Here is a 25475-nt window from a genome sequence, read left to right as displayed (position 1 = left end):
ACCACCCGCAAGGAAGCACTGGCCAAGCTCACCGAGAAGATCGCCGCCAGCAACCGCGGCCTCCCCGTGCCCTCCGCGCAGGGCAGCCTCGCCTCGTACCTGACGTACTGGCTGGAGAACGTCGCCGTACACCACCTCCGCGAGAACACCCACACCCGCTACACCGCCTGCATCAACCGGTACCTCATCCCCGGCCTCGGCAAGAAGAAGCTCACCAAGCTCACCGCCAAGGACGTCCGCACCTGGCTCAACCAGCTCCGCACCACCTGCCAGTGCTGCTCCCGCAGCATCGACGCCAGGCGGGATGAGCCCCGTTGCTGCGCCAACGGAGCGTGCTGTTCCAAGGGGCTCTCTCCGCTGACGCTGGCCTACATCCACTCCGTGCTCAAGTCCGCCCTGGAGCACGCCGTGCGCGAGGAGGAGATTCCGCGCAACGTCGCCCGCAACGTCCGCACCGGCACACCCCGTAACCGCCGCTTCGAACCCCTCACCGCAGACGAAGCCCGCCAGCTCCTCACCGCCGTGCGCGGTCACCGACTGCACGCCCTGTTCGAACTCGCTCTCCACACCGGACTCCGCAAGGGCGAACTCCTCGGCCTGCACTGGGAAGACTTCGACCTCGACGCTGGTACTGCCGCCATCCGCCGTACCTTGCAGCGCACCAGCAGGGGCGGACTCACCACGCTGCCCACCAAGACCCGGGCCTCCGAACGCCGCATCGCCCTCCCCACCCGCTGCGTCCAGTCGCTGAAGCTCCACCACGAACAGCAGAAGCGCGAACGTGATGCCGCAGGCACCACGTGGCGTCAGAACGGGTACGTGTTCACCACGCCGCAGGGCCGTGCGATCGACCCGACCAACCTCACGCGTACCTTCACCATGCTCCTCCGCAAGGCCGGCCTCCGCCGCATTCGTTTCCACGACCTCCGGCACTCGACCGCCACATTGCTCCTGGAGCAGGGGGTTGAGCTGGTCGTGATCAAGGAACTTCTTGGCCACGCCCACATCGGCGTTACCGCCACCGTCTACGCCCATGTCCGGCTCCGCCTCCAACGCGACGCTATCGACATCCTCGGCCACGCCCTCCGTAGCCCCGCCGAGAGCGCAGGCCAGCCCGACGACGGTGACGACCCAATGCTCTGCGCAGCCCCCGTCCGCTGACGTTGCCGTCAACTACTGCCGTCAGACCGCGCTGAAGCCCCGCCAGGACGCACCTGACGGGGCTTCAAATTTGCACCTGCACGCGGGATCTATCGCCCCCAGGCGGACTCATGGAACCGCCGCACCTGAGAGGTGCTCGTCGACCACTCAGAGATACGGTTTCCATCCTCGTCGACCGACGATCGAGCCTCTACGTACCGCCACGGCTCCTGCGGGTTGAACTGTTCGTGGAGTTCGTCCAGGAAGATGATCGAGTTCTGCACGTAGACCTCTTCCCCGTCTCGATACATCGGCCAACAGGAGATGAAGTTACTGGCCGCCGGATCGGTGATTGAGGCGATGAGGCAGGAGGTCGAATTCTCGGCCTCTTCCAGCTTCGTCAGCGCACCATCCCAGCTTCGGCGGTAGTCATCCACCGTCCAGAAACTCAGGTCCATCAGGAACGTCTCCGTGAACTCGCCGACCCTGATCCTGCCGACTGCCTTGGAGGGAAGCGAACTCGTACCCTCTGAGGTCGGGTAATCCATCACCTCGATCACGAAGCCGTCATTCCTTGAGGTAGTTGAGATCTGGGTCATAGGTTCCGATCCGTTGTCCCTTGCGATTGAACATCTTCCAGCCACCCGACACGTTGTGCCCGTCAACATCAGGCGTGATGTAGTTCTTCCCATTAGAGAAGACCACCTGGCCGTGCGAATTGAACGGGGCCTTTTGTGCGGGAATTCTCGTTCTGTATCCCAGAGCCCCGGCCCGATCCCCTACGGTTCCCGCGTACAGCTCTCGGTTCTGCTGACTCCGTGCAGCCACCGAGTCCGGATGGTACGGATCACCCTTGAGTGCAGGGGAAGAGGTGTATCCCTCAGGAAGATCACAGTTGCTGTTGTGAACGAGTACAGGTGTCTCGCCCGCCAGCACATAGTACGTGTGGACGTCGCCGACGGTGAGGTTGTGGACCGTCGCGCCGGGAGCTGGTCCAGCGTTCGACCGTGGTGATCTGGACGTGGGCGCCGGCGCTGGTGCGGAGCCACTGGCCGGAGGTGAGGTCGGTGGCGTCGATCCGTGCGTCGAGTTCGGGGGCCAAAGGGGGCGTCGGTGGCGACAACCTTGTCGCCGGCCTTGACCCTCCCGATGGGCTTCGCCGTGCCGTCGGCCATGAGGACCTTGGTGCCGGAGACGAAGCTGTCGAGGGAACCGCCGTCTCCGCCGCTGGCTTTGCCGGAGTCACCGCCCGCCTCGGCGTGATTCGAGGCGGGCGCCTTCCATGCCGTCAGGCGATATCAGAGCTCTTCCGACCGCAGGTCCCAGGGAAGGCGGTCTCCTGCGGTCGCCTGCACGGCACGCAGCCTCTCCAGATCCTCCTCGATCAGCATGAGCGACTCGAACGCATAAGCTGCGCCGGCCTCCGAGTCACCCTGCATCACCTCGGCGTACAGCACCCACAGACCTTGCCGCGCCGCATCCACGCATTCCACGGCGATCGGGCCGTCACTGTCCACAGCGGGACCGAGAATGCGCAGGACCCAGCCGAGTGTCTCCCGCCTGGCCGGTTCGGACAGGGTTCCCGTCAAGGCGGCGTAGGCCACCGGGACGAACGCGGCTGAAACCGGCAGCAGAGCGTCGGCGGAAGTCATGAGGTGGTCGTGCAGCACCGTGGTGAACGCCTCACCACCACCGTGATTCTCGTCGAGGGAGAACAGGCTTCTGATTTTGCCGGGCAGGTGGGCTGCGTTCTCACCGCAACCGCACTCCATCCGCTCCCAGTCGACCTTCTGGAGTTCGACTTCGAAGAGATCCACTGTTCCTACCTTCCCCAAGGACCGCCCGGATCGGCGGTGATGCCGGGCACGAAGTTGTCGAGACTGGGGTAGTCCGCCTGGCAATTGACGCACACGGGTTTTATAACGGCCGACCAGTTCCGTTCGGAGTCGCGAACCAGGGTATAGGCATGGGTGAACACCACTTCGTCGGCGTTCCCGCCCAGGGCGAGCAGTGCGTTGCCTTCGGCACAGTAACCGCCACCGGAGGAGGCGAGGCACGTGTCTCCGGTACGCGTGTTGATGGCGCCGACGTAGGTGCGGCTCCTCGTTCGCGCGCTGGAAGCGAACAGAGCATATGCCGGGACGCGTTGTGAGACCTCGGCGAGACGGTCGTCCAAGTCCCAGTTCTGCGGTGCGCGGTCCACATCGATGTTCGGAGCCCGGTCGCCGGCGTCCCCTCGTGAACTGGGCACCTTGCCGGAGCCACCACTGCCGCTCGACCCTCCGTTGCTGCGGGAGGAGCCGCCGGAGTTGCCGCCCGGCTTGGCGGCGGCCTTGCCGCCGCCGGAGCCCTTGCTCACCGACGACACCTTCGGCGCCGCCTTGGCCTGGGCCTGCTTCTGGACGGGGTTGCCGGTCTTCTTCTGCTGGGCGGCCGCCCTGTCGGCGATTCTCTTGGCCTGCTCCGCCGCCTTCTTCTTGGCGCGTTGCGCGGCTTCCTTCTTCGCCTTCTCGATCGCCGCCTTCTTGGCCTTCAGCGCCGCCGCCTCGGCCGCCTTCGCGGCCTTCAGGACGGCCTCGGCCGCCTTCTTCGCCTTGCGGAAGGCCTGGATGGCGCTGATGGTGCGGTCGATGGCCTTGAGGACGCCCGGGATCTTGCCCGCCTTGAACCACGGGATCGCCCCGAGGACCATGCCGGCGCAGGACCACATGTCGCCGCCGAAGCAGGCCATGGCGTCGTTGATGCCGATGAAGTCCTTCAGCGTGCTCCACGCCGCGCCCAGGATCACCGAGCTCAGGGACTTGCCCATGGTGGACTGCGCCTGCGAGACCTGCGCCGCGGACAGACCCGCTCCGGCGAGGGCCGCGGCCCGCTCGGAGGCGGTCAGGGAGATGGCCAGACCCGTCGGGTCGGACATCGTCACCGGGTTGTTGTGCGCGTAGGCGTAGCCGTTGGACTGCAGCAGGTCGTTCAGGTCCAGTACCGGGTCGGCGGACAGGAAGCGTCCCACCACCGGGTCGTAGAGGCGCGCGCCCAGCGGCTGGTAGCCGGAGGAGTCGTCGCGCGTCGCCCCCAGGAAGCCGGTGTGGCTCTGGAAGTTGACGCCGACCGTGTCCGCGCCGCGCTGGTTGCCGAACGGGTCCTGCTTGCGGATGCGCACCGGCATGTCGCCGTTGAGGGCGACCTCCGCGTACGTGCTGCCCTGGTGGTCACCGGCGAGGGCGACCAGGGTCTCGGAGCCGTTGCCGTAGGCGTAGCGCATGACCGCGCCGCCGGGGGCCGAGTAGGTCCGCTGGGTGTTGACCAGGACGCCGCCCCGCTGGACGGTGACCTCGGTATCGCCCAGGTGCAGGGTGGCCTGCCTGCCCTTGACGGTCAGCAGCTGCGCGCCGTCGGGGCCGTAGACGTACCGGGTGTCGTTCTGCGCCGCCCACTGCTGCTCGGACTTGGCGGCGTCGCAGGCGGCGAGCACGACCGGGGTCGAGTTCGCCGAGCTGGCGTCCTTGACCGCCAGACACAGGCCCGAGGAGATGTGGGTGAGCTGGTTGGAGGTGTTCCGCTGCAGCTCCTGCCCCGCCGAGCCGTCGCACTTCTGCAGCTGGACCGCCGAGCCGGCGGCGTCGCCGGCCGGCTGCGCGCACCAGTCGTCGTAGATGGTCAGCGTGCCGCGGTCGGGGTCGGTCTGCGCGGTTCCGGGGGCGACGGAGAAGCGCCAGCTCTGCGCCGGTGACGTGTTGCAGGCGTACAGCTGGACCGGCTGACCGGCGGTCGTCAGGCCGCCCTTCAGGTCGAGGCACTTGTCGGCCAGGCCCACGTACGGGGTCCTGCCGCCGGCGCCCTGGCCCTTGATGCGGTCGATCCTGCCGTCGTAGGTCCAGGTCAGCTCCTGTTCGTCGCCGTTCTGGACGGAGGTGACGGACCTGGTCTCACCGGTCAGCTCGTACAGCCGCTCGGCCTCGGCCCTGACCTGCGCTCCGGCCGGGGTGGTGTAGGTCTTCGACACCTTGGTCAATGTGTGCGGCTGGGTGCCGTCGGCCTTGCCGTAGGAGTAGGTGGTCGCGGCGTCCTTGGCGCTGTCGCCGCCGAGGTCCTTCTCGGTCAGCCTGGTGCGGTTGCCGACCAGGTCGTACTCGTACTCCTGCCAGTAGCCGGTGTTGTCCTTGCCGGCCGCCACGTTCGGCGTGCCGTCGCCGCTGTCCGGGGCGGCGCAGGCGGTCTGGTCCCCGGAGGTCCAGGCCGTCTTCAGCTGGCCGAGCGGGTCGTAGGCGAAGCACTGCCGTTCGGCGATGCCGTCCGAGTGCTCGCGGATGGAGGTGACGTTGCCGGCCGGGTCGTAGGTGTACGACCGGTTGGAGACGAGGTGACCGCCGACGACGCTCTTGTCCCCGGTCTGCTCGCGGTAGACCGACTGTTCCTCGAGTTCGCCGCTGCCCTCGTCGTACGAGGCCTGCGTCCAGATCCGGTACGGCTGTGCGCCCAGGGTCGAGCGCAGCACCTGGCCGTAGGAGTCGTAGACCGTCTCGGCGCCGTACCAGTCCTTGCCGGAGACCGACAGGGGCTTGCCGTACTTGTTGTAGCGGACGACGAGCTTCTCGGCGTCGAAGCGGCCGGCCGCCGGGAGTGAGGCCTCCTTCAGCGCGCCGGTGTCGTTGTAGGTGTAGCCGTACGTGTAGGAGGTCTTGAGCCCCCAGGTGTCGGCCAGCGTCTGCGGCAGGGTCAGGGTGGTCGAGGTCGGCTGGTAGTCCTGGGTGTAGCCGTCGACCCGCTGGGTGTAGGCCGCGCCGTCGGTGTAGCGGGTGGCGGTGGCGGGCATGCCCTTGCCGCCGGGGGCCGAGTCGTAGCCGAAGCCGGCCAGCAGCTTGCCGGTGGGGCCGTCCAGGCGCTGTTCGGTCGGGCGCGACAGGGAGTCGTAGCCGTTCCAGACGGTGACGCCGCGGGCGTTCGTGGTGGTCAGCGGGCGGTCGCGGTGGTCGTACGTGGTCCGTGTGGTGCCCGTGTCCGGGTCGGTGGAGGTCACCTGCCGGCCGCGGTGGTCGTACGTCCACGTCCACGGGTGCGCCGTGTCGGCGGAGCTGGCCGCCTTCACGAGCCGGCCCTGGTTGTCGTAGGTGTACCGCGTCGAGGTGAAGCCGTCGGGCGCCGCCGGGTTGAACGTGTCCGTCCGGGTGGTGCGGCCGAGCGCGTCGGTGAAGACGCGGTACGACGACGCCCCGGCCGGGTGGATCACCTTCGACCAGTCCTGGCCGTACTCGTAGTGGGTGGCACGGTCCGGTACCGGCTTCGAGGCCGCTTCCTCGGTCTCGGGGTCCACGACCTTGAGGACCGGCATCTCCGTCACCACGCGGCCGAGGCCGTCGTAGGTGTACCGGGTGATGTTGGGCACGGCCGTGTCGGCGAGCGGGGTGAACAGCTCGCCCGGCTTCGCCTCGTGGGTGAGGTAGGCGTTGTTGGTCTGCCAGACCTCGCCCGAGCTGTTGTACAGCGTGTCGGTGATCAGGTGACCGCCGCCGTCGGCCTCCTCCTGCGTCTGCCGCTCGCGGCCGAGGCCGTCGTAGAGGACGACGGAGGTCTCCACGCGGTCGTTGTGGCCGCGGACGTGGGTGGTGACGAACGGGGGCTTGCGGTCCGGGTTCTCCGGGTCGTACGCCGGGATGGTGTAGACGGCCCGGAAGTCCGGGACGGACGAGCTCGACGGGGTGCGGCCCGGTCCCCACGCCTCGACGAGGCGGCCCAGCGGATCGTACGTCGCCTGGCTGACGTGGCCGTTGGCGTCCGTGGTTCTCAGGGCCGTCGAGCGGCCCGGCTCCAGCTCCTGCTTCTGCGTGTGGCCGGCGGAGTTGGTCTCGGTGACCGAGAAGACCTGGCCGGTGGACGGGGTGTAGGTGATCGTGCCGTGCTCGCCGTCCGGGTCGGTCTGCCTGACCACGCGGCCGACGGCGTCGAAGGCGCTGGTGCCGTCGTTCTGGAAGCCGGTGCCGGCACCGTTCAGCGACCAGGTCTGGGTGGCCAGGCCGCGGGTGGTGTCGGCGAGCGCGGTGCCGTAGCCGGCGCCGTCGTAGGCGGTGCGGGTGGCGCCGCTCAGCGTGGACAGGTCGGCGAAGTCGGCGTTCGCGCAGGTGGTGGGCGAGACCAGGGCCTGCTTGGTCAGGCCGATGAGGTTCTTGCCGGTGTGGTGCAGGTACTCCAGCTTCGTGCAGGACTCGTCGCCGGACCTGCCGGTGTCGCCGAGCGACTCCACCTGGGTGGGCAGGCCGTGCGTCGACTCGTAGGCCGTCTTCGTCCGGACGACGCGCTCGGTGCGGGTGTCGTCACCGGTGCCGGAGGACTTGGTGTAGGCGATCTCCTCGGGCTCCGTGACGCGCCAGGCGCGCAGCGGGCTCAGGCCGTCGTCGCGGTTCCGCCTGCCCAGCTCGGTGGCGGCCGGGACGGTGACGCTGCGGGAGAGCCATTCGGTGTCGGCGTCGGAGGCGCTGGTGTAGGTGAGTTCCTCGGCGATGCGGCCGGCGAACGGCTCCCGGTCCTTGGCGATCTCGGTGCCGGTGACGTCCTTCACCGGGACGTCGTCGCCCATGCCGCGGAAGTAGCGGGTGACGGCCTTGGACTTCTTGCTGCCGACGGTGGGCTCGTCCGTGCCGGTGATCACCGTGGTCTGCTCGAAGCCCGCGAACTGCGAGTAGGTGCGGGTGGACTTCTTGGTGAACTCCGACTCGGCGAGCCTCCAGCCGGCGTTCTTGTACTCGTAGCCGGTCCGGGTGCTGAACGCGCCGTCGACGTTGGGGAGTTCCTCGATGGAGTCCACGACGTACTTGTGGAACCAGTCGATGTCCTCGACCTCGGGGTCGGGGTTCCAGAACTGGGGGTAGCACAGGCGGGTGTTGGACTTCAGCGCGGCGGTGTCCGTCTTGCCGGGCAGTCCGGTGCCGGTGGCGCAGTCGCCCGCGGCCGGCTTGTAGGTGACGACGGTCTCGCCGCCGTACTCGTTGATGACGCGCGCGACGCGCAGCCGGGAGAAGCCGGGGCGCGGGTCGTCCGGCCGTATGACCCGGTTGGGCATGTCGTCCGCGTTGGACTCGAAGCGCACCGCGTTGAGGGTGACGCTGTCGTCGGTGGACCCCTTGCGGGCGTAGCCGGTCCGCTGGATGGACTCCAGCCACAGGGCGGTGTTGGGGCCGGTCTTCAGGACCGGGAAGCTCTGCTTGAGCGCGTACCGGTCCACCACCTGGCGGGCGTCGGTGTCGGTGCGCCGCTGGGCGGAGGTCTGGATCCGGGTCAGGCGCTTGCGGCTCCAGAACGTCGGTCCGGCGTTCCAGCACTTCTTGCCGGCCTCGCACCGCAGGTCGGCCGGGGTGTCGTACCAGATGCGGTACTTGCCCGGGTCCTTGTCGGCGAAGTTGGCGTCGGAGCAGGTGAGCGTCCCCTCGTCCAGGCAGCGTTCGGCGACCGTGAAGCTGACGCGGGCCGGGGCGGGCGCGGAGAAGATGCTGTCCTTGCGCTGTCCGTAGTCGATACGGCTCAGGTAGCCGCCGCGGTCGTAGACGACGGGGGCCTTGAAGTTGAAGTTGCGGGCGTAGTAGTTCTGTTCGTTCTTCCACCACAGGGACATGGCGTTGCCGTGGACGTCCTCGACGTAGTCGAGGTTCCAGCGCCAGCCCTGGGTGCACCAGGAGCCGGCCCAGTCACCGGACTTGTAGCAGTCCTCGCCCGGGTGGTTGCCGTACACCGGAACGGTGAGCACGGAGTCGGTGACCGGCTGGCCCTCGGTCCAGCCCGGGAGCCTGTGCCTGCCGAAGTGGTAGCGGGTGCCGTCACGGGTGGTGACGACCCAGTACTCGCCGTCCTTCGCTCCGTTGCCGCTCGTGGAGTCCTTGATCCGCTCGATCCTGGCGCCGTCGCCGTTGGCGGTGAGCCACTTGCCCTGGTCCTCGTCCCACACCAGCTCGGTGGTCGTGCCGCCGAGCGAGAGGGTGGCGTTGTCCGAGCCCCAGCACAGGTCCGCCGTGCGGTGCGTGGCGTTGTTCGCACCGGACTTCTTGGAGTCCTGGCGGCAGTTGGCGTAGGTGCGGGTGATGGAGCCGGGGTTGTAGTCCCAGCCGTCGCCGATCCACGAGGGCTGGTTGTTGGTGGCGGAGGTGCGCCCGTCGACGGACTGCGAGGAGTAGCTCAGCGAGATCTTCGGCATCAGGCCGCCCGCGGTCTCGGGGACCTGGACCGGGTAGCCGTAGGTGAAGGCCCCCGAGGAGGCGCCGGCCGACCAGGAACCGGCGGACAGCAGCGGCGTCGCCGTGAAGTCGCCGGCGGCCGAGGCGCCGGTGTCCATGGCCCCGATGACCTGTGGACCGGAGGCGTCGACCGCCTGGAGGGCGGCGGTGCGCACGGAGGCGGTACGGGCCGGGGCGCCGGACGGCGTCGGGGAGGTGCCGGCGTCCGCCGCGCCGCCGAGCAGGCCGGCGACCGGGACGGAGCCGGTCAGGATCTTGTGGGTGGTGACGTTCCTCGGAGCCTTCGCCTTGGTCGGCGCCTCCTTCGCCGGCACCACCTCCACCGTGCTGCGCAGGCGTTCGGCCTTGCCGTCCGCCTTGCCCGACATGGTCTGCACCCCGCCGTCGGCGGCGCAGTCACCGCTGTCGGGGGAGGTCAGGACGCATTCGGGCAGCAGTACCAGGCCGAAGCGGTCGGCGGCCTGGGGGCCGTAGAGGTCGGCGAAGGAGGTGGTGTCGACGGTGAGCGCGACCTGGGCGGCCGGGTCCGCCGTGTCCGGCGGGGTGACCTGCATGATGAGGCCGGAGACACCGGCGTCCTGGGACGCGGACGGAGCGGCCAGGTCGACCTTCCACTCACCGGCGAGCGCGGCCGGGTCGGTGCCCTCGGGCACACCGAGTGCGACGGGCAGACCGTTGGAGACCGGGACCGTGGTTCCGGCCGCGGAGTCCTGGGTCAGGGTCGCGGTGCCGCTGTTCTCGGTCCAGGGGGTGACGGCGGTCGGCTCGTACGGGTCGACGGGGATCTCGGGCGCGGTCGTCAGGTTCTTCTCGGCCTCTTCGTCCCCGTCGACCGGGGTGCTCTCCGGCAGGTCGGGAAGGTCGATCGACTCCTCGCGGCTCATACCGGGACCGGGAACCGCCCACGCCTCCGCGCTGAGGCTCGTGACCATCAGCGTCGAGGACAACAGAAGGACGGTCGCCGCACGGCCGTGCCGACGACGCCGTCGTTGTGACTCCGTCGAGGCCGGGCGTCCGCGCCACGGCCAGGACAGTGGACCTTGAGCACGCATGCGCGTCGACTCCCACCCAAGCGATACGAATGTGTCAGCACCCTCTGTCATGGGCCGCACACGTTTCAAGATCGACGCCTGATGGTTGCAGTGAACTCGTGTGACATCGACCACGGTTGATGTCGTGTCAGACGGTGTCTTCTCGCGACCTGCGGGTCATATGGCGAAGAATCGCACCCATCGGCGCGCAACAGGTGATCAAAAGCCGCACAGGCGACTTCCGCGGGAACGCCCCGTGCGACCATCGAAGGGACATCACGAACTCATAACTTCCTCCTGCATAGACGTTCCGTGCGGATCGTGTGATCGTTTGCGCGCCCATGCCCCGTGACCTGCGCTCCGGGGCTGTTCGTGCTGCCCCATCCGCCTGGTACACACGGGAGTGACCGCCGCCGTGCCCGCGCCGCCTCGTCTCCTCAGCCCTTTCGTGCGCACGCGCACCAGGCTGACCCTCGCCCTCGGTCTTGTCCTGGCCGCCCTGACCGCCGCCCTGCTGCCCTGGTGGCTCCCTGACGACACGCCGGCTCCCCGGGCGAACAGGGCGACCGACGCGAAGCCGGCGGCGACCGGCCCCCGCGACGAGGCCGCCGCCGCGGCCGAGGCCCGGCGCACCCGCAAACCGGTCCCCGTCGACACGGCGACCACCGCCACCTCGCGGACCTGGGCGCAGCCCGACGGGAGGATGCGCACCGAGATCACCGCGCTCCCCCGGCGGGCGAAGAACGCCGAGGGGGCGTGGGCGCCGATCGACAACCGGCTCCGGCGGACCGGCGGGGACGGCGACGGTCTGGACGTCCGCCCGGTCAACCCCGCGATGCCGGTGCGGTTCTCCAGCGGTACGCCCGGCGGGAAGGACCGAGCCGACCGCTCCTACGCGCGCCTCCCCCTGGCCGACGCGCCCGCCGCGAAGGACGCGGTGCTGGCCGAGATGGACATCGACGGGCACACCGTCGCCTACACCTGGCCGGGCGAACTGCCCGAACCGGTGCTCGACGGGCCCCGGGCGCTGTACCCGGAGGTGCTGCCGGGCGTCGACCTGCTGCTGGTCGCCCGTGAGGAGGGCGGCTTCGCACAGCTGCTGATCGTCAAGGACCGCGAGGCCGCGCGGAGCGAGGCGCTGGCCGGGATCTCGTACGGACTGCGTTCCGATACGGCCGTGTTCCGGTACGACGGGGCCGGCAGCCGGGTCACGGTCCTCGACCGGTCCGGCAAGGAGGTCGGCTCCGTCCCGACGCCCTTCGCCTGGGACTCCGGCGGCCGTGACCCCGAACGGCCCGGGGACGAGCCCCGCACCTCGGTCGCCACACCGGCCGACGTGCTGAAGCTGTCCGGCCTGAGCGGCATCGAACCGGGCGCGCGCCAGGCCTCGATGCCGATGCGCCTGGAGGGCGACGGGACCGAGGAGGCCCGGATCGACCTGGGACTGGGCGGATCCGGTCTGCTGACCGATGCGGACACCCGCTTCCCGGTGTTCGTCGACCCGACCCTCAACGGCCCCTGGCAGGCCTGGACCGTGGCGTACAAGCCGTACCCGAACAGCAGCTTCTGGAACGGCACCAACTTCAGCTCCGGCACCTCCGACGCCCGTGTCGGCCACGAGGACGACACGAACGGCACCGCCCGTTCCTTCTGGCGCATGAAGTACAGCAGCGGCCTGAAGGGCGCGGAGATCTCCTCCGCGACCTTCAAGGTGCTCAACAACCACTCCTGGTCGTGCACCAAGCGCGAGTTCCAGTTCTGGCTGACCGGGGCGATCTCCTCCGGGACGACGTGGAACAAGCAGCCGAGCTGGTCCACCAAGCTCGACCAGCAGTCGTTCGCGCACGGCTGGTCCTCCAGCTCCTGCCCCGACGACTACGAGTCGTTCGACGTGAAGGCCGCCGCGCAGAAGGGCGCGGACAGCGGCTGGTCGAACATCACCTTCGGCATGCGCGCCACCAGCGAGTCCGACACCCAGACCTGGCGCAAGTTCCGGGCGACCTCGGCGCAGCTGACCGTGGTCTACAACCGCAAGCCGTCCGAGCCCACCGCGGGCAAGTCCTCTCCCGGCGGCTCCTGTGTGCCCGGTCCGGGCGCCGGGGTGACCATCGGCAAGACCAGGATCACGCTGTCGGCGAACGCCAAGGACCCCGACGGCAACCTTCGTGAGCTGCAGTTCCGCTTCTGGAAGACCGGCGGGACCGTTCCGGCCGCCAGGATCGCCACACCGAACTCCACCGGCACCGCCAGCGTGGAGATCCCCACCGGCTTCCCGCTGGAGGACAAGACCACCTACTCGTGGGACGTGCGCGCCGTGGACACCGGCAACGCGGCCTCCACGTACTTCCCGCCGGGCACCGACCCCTGCCGGATCACCATCGACGCCACCGCCCCGCCGCAGCCCGAGATCGAGAGCGAGGACTTCCCCCGGGCCACCTCCGACGGCCGGACCTGGGCGAAGGTCGCGTTCGGCTCGCCCGGCTCCGTGACCCTCGCCTCCGCGGGCGCGACGAGGTTCCGGTACACGATCGAGGGCCTGAAGTGGCTCGAGGCGCCGGCCACCAGCGGCAGGGCGACCATCTCCCTGGAACCGGCACACGCGGGTCCCAACTGGCTGCTGGTGTACGCCTACGACACGTACGGCAACCAGAGCGTCCGTACGGACTACGCCTTCTACGTCCCGCCCCGGGACAGGGCCGACGCGCCCTGGGACACCGGCGGCGACGGCATCCCCGACCTGCTGATCGTCAACGCCTCCGGGAACCTGCAGAACTGCGTCGGCAGCGAGGGCGGCGAGTTGTACGGCTGCCTGAGCGCCGCCTACACCACGGACGAGCGGACCGGGGAGACGGAGCTGAACCCGGCAAGCCACTGGTTCGACCCGGCCACCGGCAAGGCCGCGCTGATCACCCACTACGCGGACGCCTACCCCGGCGACGGCACCACCGACCTGTTCGCCGTCACCCCCGACGGCAGGGCCTGGCTCTACCCGGGAGACGGCTACGGCAGCTTCGACGTCGGTGAGCGGATCGCCGTCCGGCTGCCCGCGAACGCCCCGGCCCCCTCGACCTGGACGCAGATCAAGGCGGTCGGCGACATCACCGGCGACCGGAATCCCGACCTGGTCCTGCGGGCCGGCACCGAGTTCTGGACGCTGTCCGGCTACACCGGCGGCGCCTTCCGGGAGGCCACGCTGATGAACGCCAACGCCTGGGCCCGGCGCGAGCTCGTCAACGTCGCCGACATCAACGGCGACAAGACGCCCGACCTGCTGTGGCGCAACCTGGACAACGGCGGCATGTACGTCCGGCACGGCAGGCCAGGGGCCGTCGACGGCAGCGTCGACCTGGTCTCGCTCAAGCAGGCCTCCGGCTCGCTCAACGGCGACGTGGCCTACGGCACCAGCTGGACCGAGGCCAACGTGCCGACGGCCATCGGCATCCCCGACGTCAGCGGTGACGGCATTCCCGACATCTGGGCGCGGCTGAGCTCCGACGGCGCGACGCGGATCTACAACCCGTCCAGGACCAACACGAACGCTCCCGTGAAGACCGTCCTCAGCGTGGACTGGAACGCGGTCAAGGCATTCGGCTGACGCCGGCGCGGCGGTGCTCCCACCGGGCCCCGGCCACCCCCTCACGGGGCGGCCGGGGCCCGGACGTGTGCGACGGGGTCCGTGGATCAGGGAGAATGGGCGGCATGAGTGTTCGTACCCAGTCATCCGAGCAGCCGGCCGACGCCGTCCACCGGGCCGGCTTCGCCTGCTTCGTGGGCCGCCCCAACGCGGGCAAGTCCACCCTCACGAACGCTCTGGTCGGGCAGAAGGTGGCGATCACCTCGAACCGGCCGCAGACCACCCGGCACACCGTGCGCGGGATCGTGCACCGCGACGACGCGCAGCTGATCCTGGTGGACACCCCCGGACTGCACAAGCCGCGCACCCTGCTGGGCGAGCGGCTGAACGACGTGGTCCGCACCACCTGGGCCGAAGTCGACGCGATCGGCTTCTGCATCCCCGCCGACCAGAAGATCGGCCCCGGCGACCGCTTCATCGCCAAGGAGCTGGCCGGGATCAAGAAGACCCCGAAGATCGCGATCGTCACCAAGACCGACCTGGTGGACGGCAAGGCGCTGGCCGAGCAGCTGATCGCCGTCGACCGGCTGGGCCAGGAGCTGGGCATCACCTGGGCCGAGATCATCCCGGTCTCGGCGACCGCGAACCAGCAGGTCGACCTGCTGGCCGACCTCCTCATCCCCCTGATGCCGCAGGGCCCCGCCCTCTACCCCGAGGGCGACCTCACCGACGAACCCGAGCAGGTCATGGTCGCGGAACTGATCCGCGAGGCCGCCCTGGAGGGCGTCCGCGACGAGCTCCCGCACTCCATCGCCGTGGTCGTCGAGGAGATGCTCCCGCGTGAGGACCGCCCCGCCGACAAGCCCCTCCTCGACATCCACGCCAACCTCTTCATCGAGCGTCCCAGCCAGAAGGGCATCGTCATCGGCCCCAAGGGCAAGCGCCTGAAGGACGTCGGCATCAAGTCCCGCAAGCAGATCGAGGCCCTGCTCGGGACACCCGTGTTCCTCGACCTCCACGTGAAGGTCGCCAAGGACTGGCAGCGGGACCCGAAGCAGCTGCGCCGTCTGGGTTTTTGACGGGGGCGGGTGTCGGGGCCGACTCCTGCGAGCGGGCCGGCGCGCTGCCGGGCGCGCCGGCCGCGTGGTGGCAGCCGCGCATGCCGGTGCGGCCCGATCACGCGCGCTGCTCGCGCAGCAGCTGCCTGAACCAGCCGTACGACGCCTCCGGGGTCCGCTCCGGCGTCTCGAAGCCGACGTGGACCAGCCCGAAGCGGCGGGCACAGCCCTCCGCCCACTCGAAGTCGTCCATCAGCGACCACACGAAGTAACCGCGCATGTCCACGCCCGCCTCCACCGCCCGGTGCAGCGCGCGGATACGGCCGTCGAGGCAGGCGATGCGGTCCTGGTCGTCCAGCCCTTCGTACGCGCAGCCGTTCTCGGTGACGACCACCGGCGGGAGGCGTTCGCCCTACCGGGCGCGGAAGGCGGTGAGGACCTCCGTCAGGGCCTCGGGGACCACCGGCCAGCCGGAGTCCGTCACCGGGTACCCCTCGATCCTCCGCACCGAGAAGGGGAGATCGGCCGGCATCCGGACACCGCCGAAACCGGTCTCCGTCTGGTGCGCCGAAGCCGACACGCCCCACAGGGAACCGGCCGGGAAACGGGGACCTGGTTCGTCGTCGCCATGGCCCGGATCATCCGTACCGACGGCGGGCGAGGTCAACGCCCCTGTGGGGCAGTCCGGTTACGCACCCTCCTTCAGCACCTTCCTGATCAGCTCCCGTTGTTCCTCCGTCAGCCGGGGGTCCGCGCAGTACACCGACCTGCCGTCCACCGTGATCCGGTAGCCGAAGCCGTCCGGCACCCCGGCCGGCGGTGTGCCCCGGCCGGCGGCCAGCACCCGCTCGGCCAGGGCGTGCCACTCGTGGGCGTCGGCACGGCCCGAGGTGTCCACCTCGGCCCGCCGCTCGATCCCCGCGAACCCGCCCGTGCGCCGCACCTGAATACGCATGGGTTCCTGTCTAGTACGGAACTACAGCGTCCGCACTCCCACCCGCTCCCAGGCCTTCGACACCGCCCGCAGCTCCTCGCCCTCCCCGTACCGGGCGTGCGCCGCCTTCACCGTCAGCGTCGCGAAGTCCGTGAACCGCGCGTCCTGCTCCAGCTCCCCGCCGGTCAGCACGTCGTACCAGACCTGTCCCGCCCGCTCCCAGGCGTGCCCGCCGAGGGCGGTGGCCGCGAGGTAGAAGGCGTGGTTCGGAATGCCCGAGTTGATGTGCACGCCGCCGTTGTCGCGGCCGGTGCGGACGTAGTCGTCCATCGTCGCGGGCTGCGGGTCCTTGCCGAGGACGTCGTCGTCGTACGCCGTGCCCGGCTCCTTCATGGAGCGCAGCGCCTTGCCCGTGACGCGCGGGGCGAGCAGCCCGGCCCCGATCAGCCAGTCGGCCTCCTCGGCGGTCTGGCCGAGCGTGTACTGCTTGATGAGCGCGCCGAAGACGTCCGACACCGACTCGTTGAGCGCGCCGGACTGGCCGAAGTAGTCCAGGTTCGCGGTGTACTGCGTGACGCCGTGGGCGAGTTCGTGGCCGATGACGTCGACGGGGATGGTGAAGTCGAGGAAGATCTCCCCGTCCCCGTCGCCGAACACCATCTGCTCGCCGTTCCAGAAGGCGTTGTTGTAGTCCTCGTCGTAGTGCACGGTCGCGTCCATCGGCAGCCCGTGGCCGTCGATCGAGTCGCGGGAGTACGCCTTCAGGAACAGCTCGAACGTGGCGCCGAGACCGGCGTAGGCACGGTTGACGGTGGCGTCCTGGCCGGGCGGGTCGCCCTCGCCGCGCGCCTTCGTCCCCGGCAGGTCGGTGCGGTGCCGGGCGTCGTACACGGTGCGCTGCGGCTTGCCGGACTCGGCCCCGGCGGGCGCGGCGACGGCCGGCGCGCCGACGACCGTGGTCAGGCGGCGCTGGGTGCGCTCGTAGGCGTCGCGCCGGAGGGTCCGGCGGGCGGGACCGTGGAGCACGGGGTCCTCGGCCTGCGCGAGCCGGTCGAGGACGTGTGGCGGGACGATGGTGCAGAAGACGGGCTCGAAGCCCCCGTTCCTGGTCATGTCCGGCACGATCGCACCACGTCACGACTTTGTCACTGACGGTGATATCGATTGAATGAAATGTCGGCAATCAGTCGTCATGGGAGTGGCGGTGTGTTATCAGTGCGGTCGGGCTGTGACCCACTGCGCAGTTCCCGCACCCCTTTCGGATGTCGTGTCCCGCATACTGATACACGCGGCCCACGTCCGGGAGAGCTCGGCTAGCATGCTCCGCATCATGCGTTTCGGGCTGCTTCTCCTTAGCTGCCGCGGTGAGGGTCTGCAGTAGAGGCCGACCCCCTCCCCGCGGAGTTCGGCGCTGCGCCGTCGGCCGTCCACCAGGACACACCGAGGAGCCCCCGCATCATGGCGAACCGCCAGCAGCCCAGTTCCATGCCGATCCACAAGTACGGCCGCTACGAGCAGGTCGACATCCCCGACCGCACCTGGCCGGACAAGCGGATCACCACCGCCCCCCGCTGGCTCTCCACCGACCTGCGCGACGGCAACCAGGCCCTGATCGACCCCATGTCGCCCGCCCGCAAGCGCGCCATGTTCGACCTGCTGGTCAAGATGGGCTACAAGGAGATCGAGGTCGGCTTCCCGGCCTCCGGCCAGACCGACTTCGACTTCGTGCGCTCGATCGTCGAGGACCCGGACGCCGTCCCGGACGACGTCACCATCTCCGTGCTGACCCAGGCCCGCGAGGACCTGATCGAGCGGACGGTGGAGTCCCTGAAGGGCGCCAGGCGCGCCACCGTCCACCTGTACAACGCCACCGCCCCGGTCTTCCGCCGCGTGGTCTTCCGCGGCTCCAGGGACGACATCAAGCAGATCGCCGTCGACGGCACCCGGCTGGTCATGGAGTACGCCGAGAAGCTGCTGGGCGACGAGACCGACTTCGGCTACCAGTACAGCCCCGAGATCTTCACCGACACCGAGCTGGACTTCGCGCTGGAGGTCTGCGAGGCGGTGATGGACACCTACCGGCCCGGTCCCGGCCGCGAGATCATCCTCAACCTGCCCGCCACGGTCGAGCGCTCCACCCCGTCCACGCACGCCGACCGCTTCGAGTGGATGCACCGCAACCTGTCCCGCCGCGAGTACGTCTGCCTGTCGGTCCACCCGCACAACGACCGCGGCACGGCGGTGGCGGCGGCCGAGCTGGCGCTGATGGCCGGCGCCGACCGCGTCGAGGGCTGCCTGTTCGGGCAGGGCGAGCGCACCGGCAACGTCGACCTGGTCACCCTGGGCATGAACCTGTTCTCCCAGGGCGTCGACCCGCAGATCGACTTCTCCGACATCGACGAGATCCGCCGCACCTGGGAGTACTGCAACCAGATGGAGGTCCACCCGCGCCACCCGTACGTGGGCGACCTGGTCTACACGTCCTTCTCCGGCTCCCACCAGGACGCCATCAAGAAGGGCTTCGACGCCATGGAGGCCGACGCGAGGGCCAGGGGCGTCGCCGTCGACGACGTCGAGTGGGCGGTCCCGTACCTGCCCATCGACCCCAAGGACGTCGGCCGCTCCTACGAGGCCGTCATCCGCGTCAACTCGCAGTCCGGCAAGGGCGGCATCGCGTACGTCCTGAAGAACGACCACAAGCTGGACCTGCCGCGCCGGATGCAGATCGAGTTCTCGAGGATCATCCAGGCGAAGACGGACGCCGAGGGCGGCGAGATCACGCCCGCCGCGATCTGGGACGTCTTCCAGGACGAGTACCTGCCCAACCCGGACAACCCCTGGGGCCGCATCCAGGTCGCCAAGGGCCAGACCACCACCGACCGCGACGGCGTGGACACCCTCACCGTCGAGGCCACGGTCGACGGCGAGCGGACCACCCTGACCGGTGCCGGCAACGGCCCGATCTCGGCGTTCTTCGACGCGCTGGGCGCCGTGGGCATCGACGTGCGGCTGCTGGACTACCAGGAGCACACGATGAGCGAGGGAGCCTCCGCGCAGGCCGCCTCCTACATCGAGTGCGCGATCGGTGACAAGGTGCTGTGGGGCATCGGAATCGACGCGAACACCACGCGGGCCTCGCTGAAGGCGGTCGTCTCGGCCGTCAACCGCGCAACGCGCTGACCAGCCGAATCGGCGCTTCGGGGCCCCGCTCGCCGGAGAACGGCGGGCGGGGCCCCGTCACATACCGGCCATCTCCACGTACGGGTCACGGAAAGGTCTCGTCCCGGGTGCTGACTCCGCCACATGGATGTGGCTAGCATCACGCAAGCGACGGCGATGATGCCGTGGCGGTTATGGAGGTGCGACGTGCTGCCAGGACGGGGATCCAACGGCCGTGCCGCCGGCGCCGGACTGTCGCGCCTGCTGGGCACCCGCACCGCGTGGACGGCCGTCGGCGACGGGGAGTTCTTCTGCCCCGGCTGCGGAGGCGACCGCAACTACCAGCGGCTGACCGGACACCGCCGCTTCGCCCTGCTCGGTGTGCCCGTGCTGCCGCGCGGCGGGACCGGGCCGGTCGTCGAATGCGCGGCCTGTCAGCGCCACTTCGGCACCGACGTCCTGGACCACCCCACCACCACCCGCTTCTCCGCGATGCTCCGCGACGCCGTCCACACCGTCGCCCTCGCCGTGCTGGCCGCCGGCGGCACCTGCTCCCGCGCCTCCCTGGAGACGGCCGCGGCCGGGGTGCGCGCCGCCGGCTTCGACGACTGCACGGAGGAGCAGCTGGCCGCGCTGGTCGAGGCGCTGGAGGCGGACACCGGCCGCTTCACCGGAGAGCCCTGCACGGCGGGCCTGGCGATCGAGCTGCACGAGGCGCTGGACCCGCTGGCCCCGCACCTCGCCGCACCGGGCCGTGAGTCGATCCTCCTGCAGGGCGCCCGCGTCGCCCTCGCCGACGGCCCCTACACCCCCGGCGAGCGCGACGCCCTGGCCACCGTGGGCGCGGCCCTCGCCATCTGCTCGGACGACGTGACCCGCCTGCTGGCGGCGGCACGCACGCCGTCCTGATGCGGCGGCGCCCCGGCCGCCCCGGGCGCGTCACAGCACGAGGCACATCACCTCGCGGTCCTCACCCGGACCGAAGTAGTCCCGGCGCAGTCCCCCCTCGGGCGGCTCCGGGCGGAAACCCAGGGAACGGTAGAGCAGGATCGCGGCGTCGTTGGCGGGCTCCACGGTCAGCCGGACCCGTTCGGTCCCGCAGCGGCGCAGACGCGCCAGGATCTCCACCATCAGCTCCCGGCCCAGCCCGTGTCGGCGCCGGTCCTCGGCCACGCACAGGCCGAGGATCCAGCTGTCCCGGCTGATCGCCGTGGTGGCCGCCAGCACGTAGCCGCGCAGCCGGCCGTCGCCGTCGTCGAGGACGAGCAGATGGCCTGAGCGACCGGCGTACAGGTCGTAGAGCTGGCGCAGCAGGAACGCCGGGTAGGAGACCTCCTGGAAGACCTCCTCGTCGAGCCGCTGCAGTTCGGGCAGATCGGACTCCCGTGCCGTCCGCAGCAGCGAGGGCCGTGATTCCGGCAGAGGTGTCGGCCGGGTGAGGCGCTCCTCGTGGTCCAGGGCGCGCTCAAGCGGTTCGGCGGTCATGCCACCCCCAGTCGGGACGTGAGACGTCAACACGGCAGCCGGGGCCGCCGTTCACACGAAGGGGGGAATGCGGACCCCGGTGGCGGCCGGTGACTGCTCCTGGCCAGAGTGGGCGTCCAATTCGCCGTGTGCAAGGGCGAGTTGGAGTGTGACGTCACTGTGCTGGCGTGCGCCTGATGTGCGCCCGGCCACGGAGGACTGGCGTGTTCCTGGCTGTCTCCGCACGTCGACCGGGCTTACGGTGCGAAGACCGGAGCCGCTTTTCCGTCCGCCGACGTCCACCGGGGACCCGTGCGCCGGGCCCACGGTCTTGTCCGCCACTGAATGGAACCTGGCAGGGTGATGATGGATCGCAACGCCGACGCGCCATGGTCGCAGTTCGATCCGGAGGTGTACGTCGACCTCAATTACCGCACCCCGCTCGAGGTCGACCTGTTGATCGTGCGACTCATGCGCGACTATTTCAGCCGCTGCTTCGAACAGGGCGTTCCGCCCGCGGTCCGCGGAGTCGACGTCGGCGCCGGCGCGAATCTCTATCCGGCCCTGTCCATGCTGCCCTGGTGCGAAAAGATCCTCCTTCTGGAATACGCGACTCCGAATGTCGAGTACCTGGAGACGCAGACGTCCGGCGGGGGGTACGACACCGCGTGGGACGCCTTCTGGGACGTGCTGAGCGAGGCCCCCGCCTACCGGGACGTCGAGCCGCGGAGCCGGTTCGGCGAGATCGTCCGGGTGGAACGCGCCAACCTGCTGGACCTCGACGGACAGCGGCGCTGGGACATCGGCACGATGTTCTTCGTCGCCGACTCGATGTCCGAGTGCCCCGACGAGTTCCGGCGGGGAGTGGAGTGCTTCATGGACGCGCTGAACGAGGGAGCGCCCTTCGCCGCGGCGTTCATGAAGGAATCGCTCGGATACCAGGTCGGCGCACACAGGTACCCCGCCTACCGGGTCAACGCGGACCGGATCCGGGAGAGCCTGGAACCCTTCACCGGCGAGCTGGAAATCCACGACATGGACCACATGGTGCGGCCGGGCCACGAGGGAATGATCCTCGCCCTGGGACGGCGGAATTCGGCGATTGCCACCCCGTAGGAACGGGGACCATGTCTGAACACAGGGCAACGGGATCTGTACGAGGGGTGCGGGGATGCAGATCAAGCCGCGACAGCACATGCTGGACATCTGGCGGGCCATGGCCCGCCATTCGTTCGACGACGGAAAGCTCGTCCGGGAGGACACCGACGGACTGAGCAGCGTCGCCGACGCCGAGCGGCTGCTCTGTCTGCTCTACCCCGCCACCGAGGTCCCCGCGTTCCGTCTCGACCAGCCGGACACCACCGAACGGGACGTGCTGCGCGCGCTGGAGGGGGTCGGCAGCCGGCTGGAGATCCCGCCCAACCTGATCGCCGCGCTCTCCCAGTTCATGCGCAGCCACACCGGCCCCGACGACAGCCCCACCTTCGCCGGCGGACACTACTTCAGGCCGGCCGAACCCCAGCAGAAACTCACCCACGAGCAGTACCGGCTCGGCGTGGTCGACTCCTACTCCATGTCCGTCACGCTCTGCCTCGCCACGCTCGGATTCCTCAAGGTCTACGAGCCCAGCACCACCCGCCCCGAGGTACGCAGGGCCATCGGCGAGCTGAGGGAGGCCACGAACACCCGGCTGACCGCCGCGATGATCAGCCTCCTGCGCTCCTTCACCGTCAACGTCTTCGACGCCGAGTCCGAACAGGGCAAGCGGCTCATCCAGGTCATCGGCCAGGACGGACAGTCCGACCGGGCCGTCCTGCAGCAGTTCTCCCGCCGGTTCCGCCCGCTGCGCGCCACGGTCATCGAAAGCCTCAGCCGCGGCATCCAGGTCGACGAGAGCATCCGCGACGAGAGCCAGCTCTTCGAGTGCGGCTGGGCCTGGGGCGTGGTCAAGGACGCGCCGACCATCACCGACCTGGACGTCCAGGTCCCCGGCCAGCCCGACGGCATCGCCGACCGGCTGCCCTACGTGTACTTCACCGTCATCGCCCTGGACGGCATCCAGGACCTGTTCTCCGACCGCACCCTCACCCTGGGTCTGCTCGACGCCGACCAGCAGAAACTCGCCGAGGCGTTACGCCTGCGCTGGGAACTCAGCCAGCAGTACTGGTCGGCCATCGCCCGGTTCGGCAGCGAGCGCTGGCCCCTGGAGGACCTGCCCTGGCAGACCACCGGACTGCGGCTGGAGTCGGAGTACTTCTCCCTGACCGTCGCGGCCATCCTCGTCCACGACCTGGTCCGCCGGAAGGCCACCGACGACGACCTCACCCGCACCGTCGCCATCATGGAGCGCCTGGCCGACCGCGGTCGCGTCACCAGCCGCATGACCAGGAACGATCCCGCCATCGAGCTGCACAACCCGGGCGTCACCATGCCACTCGCCGGCTCCGAGCGGTCCGGCGGACTGCTGCAGTGGCGGATGACCGACTTCTCGGCCCAGCTGCTCAAGCGGATCGTCCAGCTCGCGGAACTCTCCCGGAACATCGACGCGCAGGACCGGCTGCTCCGCCTGGGCGAGCAGACGTTCGAGCACCTGTGGAGCCGACGCATCGAGGACGGCGAGGGAGCCGGCCTCTGGGACCACGCACGCGCCGTCTACCCCGACGCACGCGTCAGCCGGCGCCTCTCCTGGAGCATCACCGAACGCGTCACCGAGTGCCTGGTCGCCGCCCGCAACCTCTACGAACAACAGCCCATCCGCAGCCCCGAACTGGCCGAGCTGGCCCGGGACCTGCTCAGCGAGGCCACCCACCTCTTCGGCAGGGAACAGCTGGAGGCCTCCACCAGCGCCGACGGAAGCCGGGGCCGGGCCATGCGGAGCATAGAAAGCCGCCTGGACCACGCCCGCAGCCTGGTCGACGACCGGCCCGCGACCGCGTTCGCCCTGGCCCTGCCCGTGCTCCGGGAACTGGACACCCTGGCCCAGGCCCGGAGCGCCGCCGCGCAGGAGGTGTGAGCCGTGCTCGTCTTCGCCGCCTCCGACAAAGGAGGCACCGGCCGCTCGGTGACCAGCGCCAACCTGGCCTACCAGCGCGCCCTCACCGGCGACCACGTGGCCTACGTCGACTTCGACTTCGGCTCGCCCACCGCCGCCGCCGTCTTCGACGTGCCCGGCGCGATGCGCGGCACCGAGGAACGCGGCCTGCACTCCTACCTGGAGGGCGCCGTCACCGAACCGGCCAGGATCGACGTCTGGCGGCAGACCGAGCACCCCCAGCTGCGCGCCCGGCCCAACCAGGCGGGCCGCCTGGTGCTGCTCCCCGGCGACGCCGGCGGCGGCGAGTTCGCCACCGGCGAGGACGCCCTGGAACGCTGCGTCGACCTCCTGCTGCGGCTGCACGGCGAGTTCGACCTGATCGTCGTCGACCTCAGCGCCGGCCGCAGCTACGCCGTCGACATGGTCCTCGCCGCGACCGCCCACCCCCGGATGCGCTACGTCCCCTTCCGCTGGCTGGTCTTCCACCGCTGGACCCGGCAGCACGTGATCGCCGCCGCCGGACTCGTCCACAAGGACCACGGCATCATCAGGGGCGGCGTCGCACGCGGCCACGACGAGGAGGCGCTGCAGGGAGCCGTCCGCTTCGTCCGGGCCGCTGTGCCCGATCCGGACTCGCCGCTGTGGTCCCAGGGCACGCCCGCCCAGGCCGCCTGGATGCAGTCCTGCGACGAGGCGCTGCGCCGGCTCGCCGCGGAACACCGCATCGGCGACAGCGTGGTGCTCGGCATCGTCCCCCTGGAACCCATCCTGCAGTGGCGCGAACAGCTCATCACCGAAGAGGACGTCCTCTCCACGCAGATCGCCAACAAGGAGACACTGGAGGCGCTGGAGGAGATCGCGCGGCGGCTCACCGACGACGACTGCTGGGGGCGGCCATGACGGAAGCGGTGTTCCGCGAGACGGCCGCCGAGCCACGCACCCAGGCGGTGCCCCTGTCCCACCTCTCCCTGGAGCTAGGCCACCTCTACATGGAGGACTTCGAGGCCGGCCCCGAACACCTGAGGCGGCACTTCGAGCAGGTGCGCCCCTGGGCTGAGGCGGCACGCGCCGCCGCGGCCGCCACCGCCGGCGGCAAACGCCCCCGGATCAGCACCTGCTTCCTCATCGACGACTACTTCACCCGCTTCTCCGCCCCGGCCGAGGTCGTCCCCGTGCTGCTGGAGGAAGCCGGCCGGGCCGGGCTCGTCGTCGACTACCTGGCCCGCGAGTCCGGCTGCGCCGTCGCCGGCAAGGTGCCGGTCGCCGAGGCCGTGGCCGGACGCATCGTCGAGGAACCACCGCCCGGCAGCTACGGACTGCGCCCGCCGGCCGCGCAGACCGGCTGGCTGGCCAACGGCGAGCGCAGCCCCGTCGCGCGCGCCCCGCAGGCCATGAAACCGGCCACCGCCTGGCAGCCGCCGAAGGAGACCGCCGCCCGCCGCCACTCCGTCTTCCTCGACGTCGAACTCTGGGACGAGGGCCCCGACGGACACCGCACCTGGTCCTGCCCCTTCCTCGCCGCGGTGTGGCAGCTCGCCCGCCTCGGACTGCTGCGCAACGAGGGCGAGGCCGTCCTCGTGCCCCAGCCGCACACCGGGACCGCCTTCCCCGACGACTGGGACGAACTGCCCCCGCTGCTCCGGCTCAACCCCCGGGCGGACCCGTTCGCCGCCTACCGGACCTGCTCGGTGATCCCCAGCCGGTTCCTGCCCGTTGAGCACGCCGTCCGCGTGATCCTCGACCAGATCGAGGTCGACCCCGGAGCGCTGGCCCAGGCCGCCGAGCGCTCCGCCCGCGAGCACGCGACCGTCCCCGACTCGGTGGCCGGCCGCATCTCCTACGTCTTCTGCGCGGGGCAGTGA

Annotated in this window: 16 protein-coding genes and 2 pseudogenes; 9 read left to right on the top strand and 9 right to left on the bottom strand. The window is 70.0% G+C overall.

Annotated features, from left to right (window positions below; genetic code table 11):
- The coding region (locus KYY02_RS14985; RefSeq protein ID WP_371238424.1) for a tyrosine-type recombinase/integrase at positions 1 to 1161 on the top strand (1161 nt) is incomplete at its 5' end.
- 89 nt (positions 1162 to 1250) lie between these two features.
- Here the strand turns inward: KYY02_RS14985 and KYY02_RS14980 are convergent.
- The 5 genes and pseudogenes from KYY02_RS14980 to KYY02_RS14965 form a co-directional block, all read right to left on the bottom strand.
- The gene (locus KYY02_RS14980; RefSeq protein WP_371238423.1) at positions 1251 to 1700 is read right to left on the bottom strand and encodes a hypothetical protein; all 450 of its coding nucleotides are present in this window, start codon (positions 1698 to 1700) and stop codon (positions 1251 to 1253) included.
- A gap of 7 nt (positions 1701 to 1707) precedes the next feature.
- Entirely contained in the window at positions 1708 to 1968 is a 261-nt protein-coding gene (locus tag KYY02_RS14975) for a toxin C-terminal domain-containing protein (RefSeq protein ID WP_442538149.1), read from the bottom strand.
- 66 nt (positions 1969 to 2034) lie between these two features.
- Positions 2035 to 2399: pseudogene (locus tag KYY02_RS33940) on the bottom strand (hypothetical protein); the annotation flags it as partial.
- A 39-nt stretch (positions 2400 to 2438) separates the two neighbouring features.
- On the bottom strand, positions 2439 to 2957 hold the full coding sequence (locus KYY02_RS14970; RefSeq protein ID WP_371238421.1) for a hypothetical protein: 519 nt from the start codon (positions 2955 to 2957) through the stop codon (positions 2439 to 2441).
- Between the two features lie 5 nt (positions 2958 to 2962).
- Entirely contained in the window at positions 2963 to 10291 is a 7329-nt protein-coding gene (locus KYY02_RS14965) for a ricin-type beta-trefoil lectin domain protein (protein WP_371238435.1), read from the bottom strand.
- Positions 10292 to 10838: 547 nt separating this feature from the next.
- On the opposite strand from KYY02_RS14965, the gene KYY02_RS14960 reads away from it, so the two are divergent.
- Entirely contained in the window at positions 10839 to 13985 is a 3147-nt protein-coding gene (locus KYY02_RS14960) for a DNRLRE domain-containing protein (RefSeq protein WP_371238420.1), read from the top strand.
- 104 nt (positions 13986 to 14089) lie between these two features.
- Entirely contained in the window at positions 14090 to 15043 is a 954-nt protein-coding gene (era, locus tag KYY02_RS14955; RefSeq protein ID WP_371238419.1) for a GTPase Era, read from the top strand.
- A gap of 97 nt (positions 15044 to 15140) precedes the next feature.
- On the opposite strand, the pseudogene KYY02_RS14950 reads toward era, so the two are convergent.
- The 3 genes and pseudogenes from KYY02_RS14950 to KYY02_RS14940 form a co-directional block, all read right to left on the bottom strand.
- Positions 15141 to 15578: pseudogene (locus KYY02_RS14950) on the bottom strand (family 1 glycosylhydrolase); the annotation flags it as partial.
- Positions 15579 to 15710: 132 nt separating this feature from the next.
- Entirely contained in the window at positions 15711 to 15977 is a 267-nt protein-coding gene (locus tag KYY02_RS14945; protein WP_371238418.1) for a protealysin inhibitor emfourin, read from the bottom strand.
- Positions 15978 to 15998: 21 nt separating this feature from the next.
- Positions 15999 to 17069, bottom strand: a complete 1071-nt coding sequence (locus tag KYY02_RS14940) for a M4 family metallopeptidase (protein WP_371238417.1) — start codon at positions 17067 to 17069, stop codon at positions 15999 to 16001.
- Positions 17070 to 17414: 345 nt separating this feature from the next.
- Between KYY02_RS14940 and leuA the strand changes: the two genes are divergently transcribed.
- Entirely contained in the window at positions 17415 to 19136 is a 1722-nt protein-coding gene (gene leuA, locus KYY02_RS14935) for a 2-isopropylmalate synthase (protein ID WP_371238416.1), read from the top strand.
- Between the two features lie 186 nt (positions 19137 to 19322).
- A complete protein-coding gene (locus KYY02_RS14930) occupies positions 19323 to 20024 on the top strand; it encodes a TerB family tellurite resistance protein (RefSeq protein WP_371238415.1) in 702 nt (233 codons plus the stop codon).
- A 30-nt stretch (positions 20025 to 20054) separates the two neighbouring features.
- Here the strand turns inward: KYY02_RS14930 and KYY02_RS14925 are convergent, their stop codons facing one another.
- Complete coding sequence (locus KYY02_RS14925; protein ID WP_371238414.1) at positions 20055 to 20600, bottom strand: GNAT family N-acetyltransferase; 546 nt, start codon at positions 20598 to 20600, stop codon at positions 20055 to 20057.
- 342 nt (positions 20601 to 20942) lie between these two features.
- On the opposite strand from KYY02_RS14925, the gene KYY02_RS14920 reads away from it, so the two are divergent.
- Genes KYY02_RS14920 through KYY02_RS14905 form a run of 4 tightly spaced genes read left to right on the top strand, consistent with a single transcriptional unit; the run spans position 20943 to position 25475 of the window.
- Positions 20943 to 21695, top strand: coding sequence for an SCO2525 family SAM-dependent methyltransferase (locus KYY02_RS14920; RefSeq protein ID WP_371238413.1), 753 nt, complete (start codon positions 20943 to 20945; stop codon positions 21693 to 21695).
- A 55-nt stretch (positions 21696 to 21750) separates the two neighbouring features.
- Positions 21751 to 23592 carry an SCO2524 family protein gene (locus tag KYY02_RS14915; protein ID WP_371238412.1) on the top strand — a complete coding sequence of 614 codons (1842 nt, stop codon included), beginning with the start codon at positions 21751 to 21753 and terminating at the stop codon, positions 23590 to 23592.
- A gap of 3 nt (positions 23593 to 23595) precedes the next feature.
- Positions 23596 to 24513, top strand: coding sequence for an SCO2523 family variant P-loop protein (locus KYY02_RS14910; RefSeq protein WP_371238411.1), 918 nt, complete (start codon positions 23596 to 23598; stop codon positions 24511 to 24513).
- Complete coding sequence (locus KYY02_RS14905; RefSeq protein WP_371238410.1) at positions 24510 to 25475, top strand: SCO2522 family protein; 966 nt, start codon at positions 24510 to 24512, stop codon at positions 25473 to 25475. Before KYY02_RS14910 ends, KYY02_RS14905 begins: the two co-directional genes overlap by 4 nt.

Origin of the sequence: Streptomyces pimonensis, assembly GCF_041380215.1 — a bacterium.
GTDB lineage: Bacteria > Actinomycetota > Actinomycetes > Streptomycetales > Streptomycetaceae > Streptomyces > Streptomyces pimonensis.
Note: the sequence above shows the minus strand (reverse complement) of the source record. Positions and strands in the feature narration are given on the sequence as shown.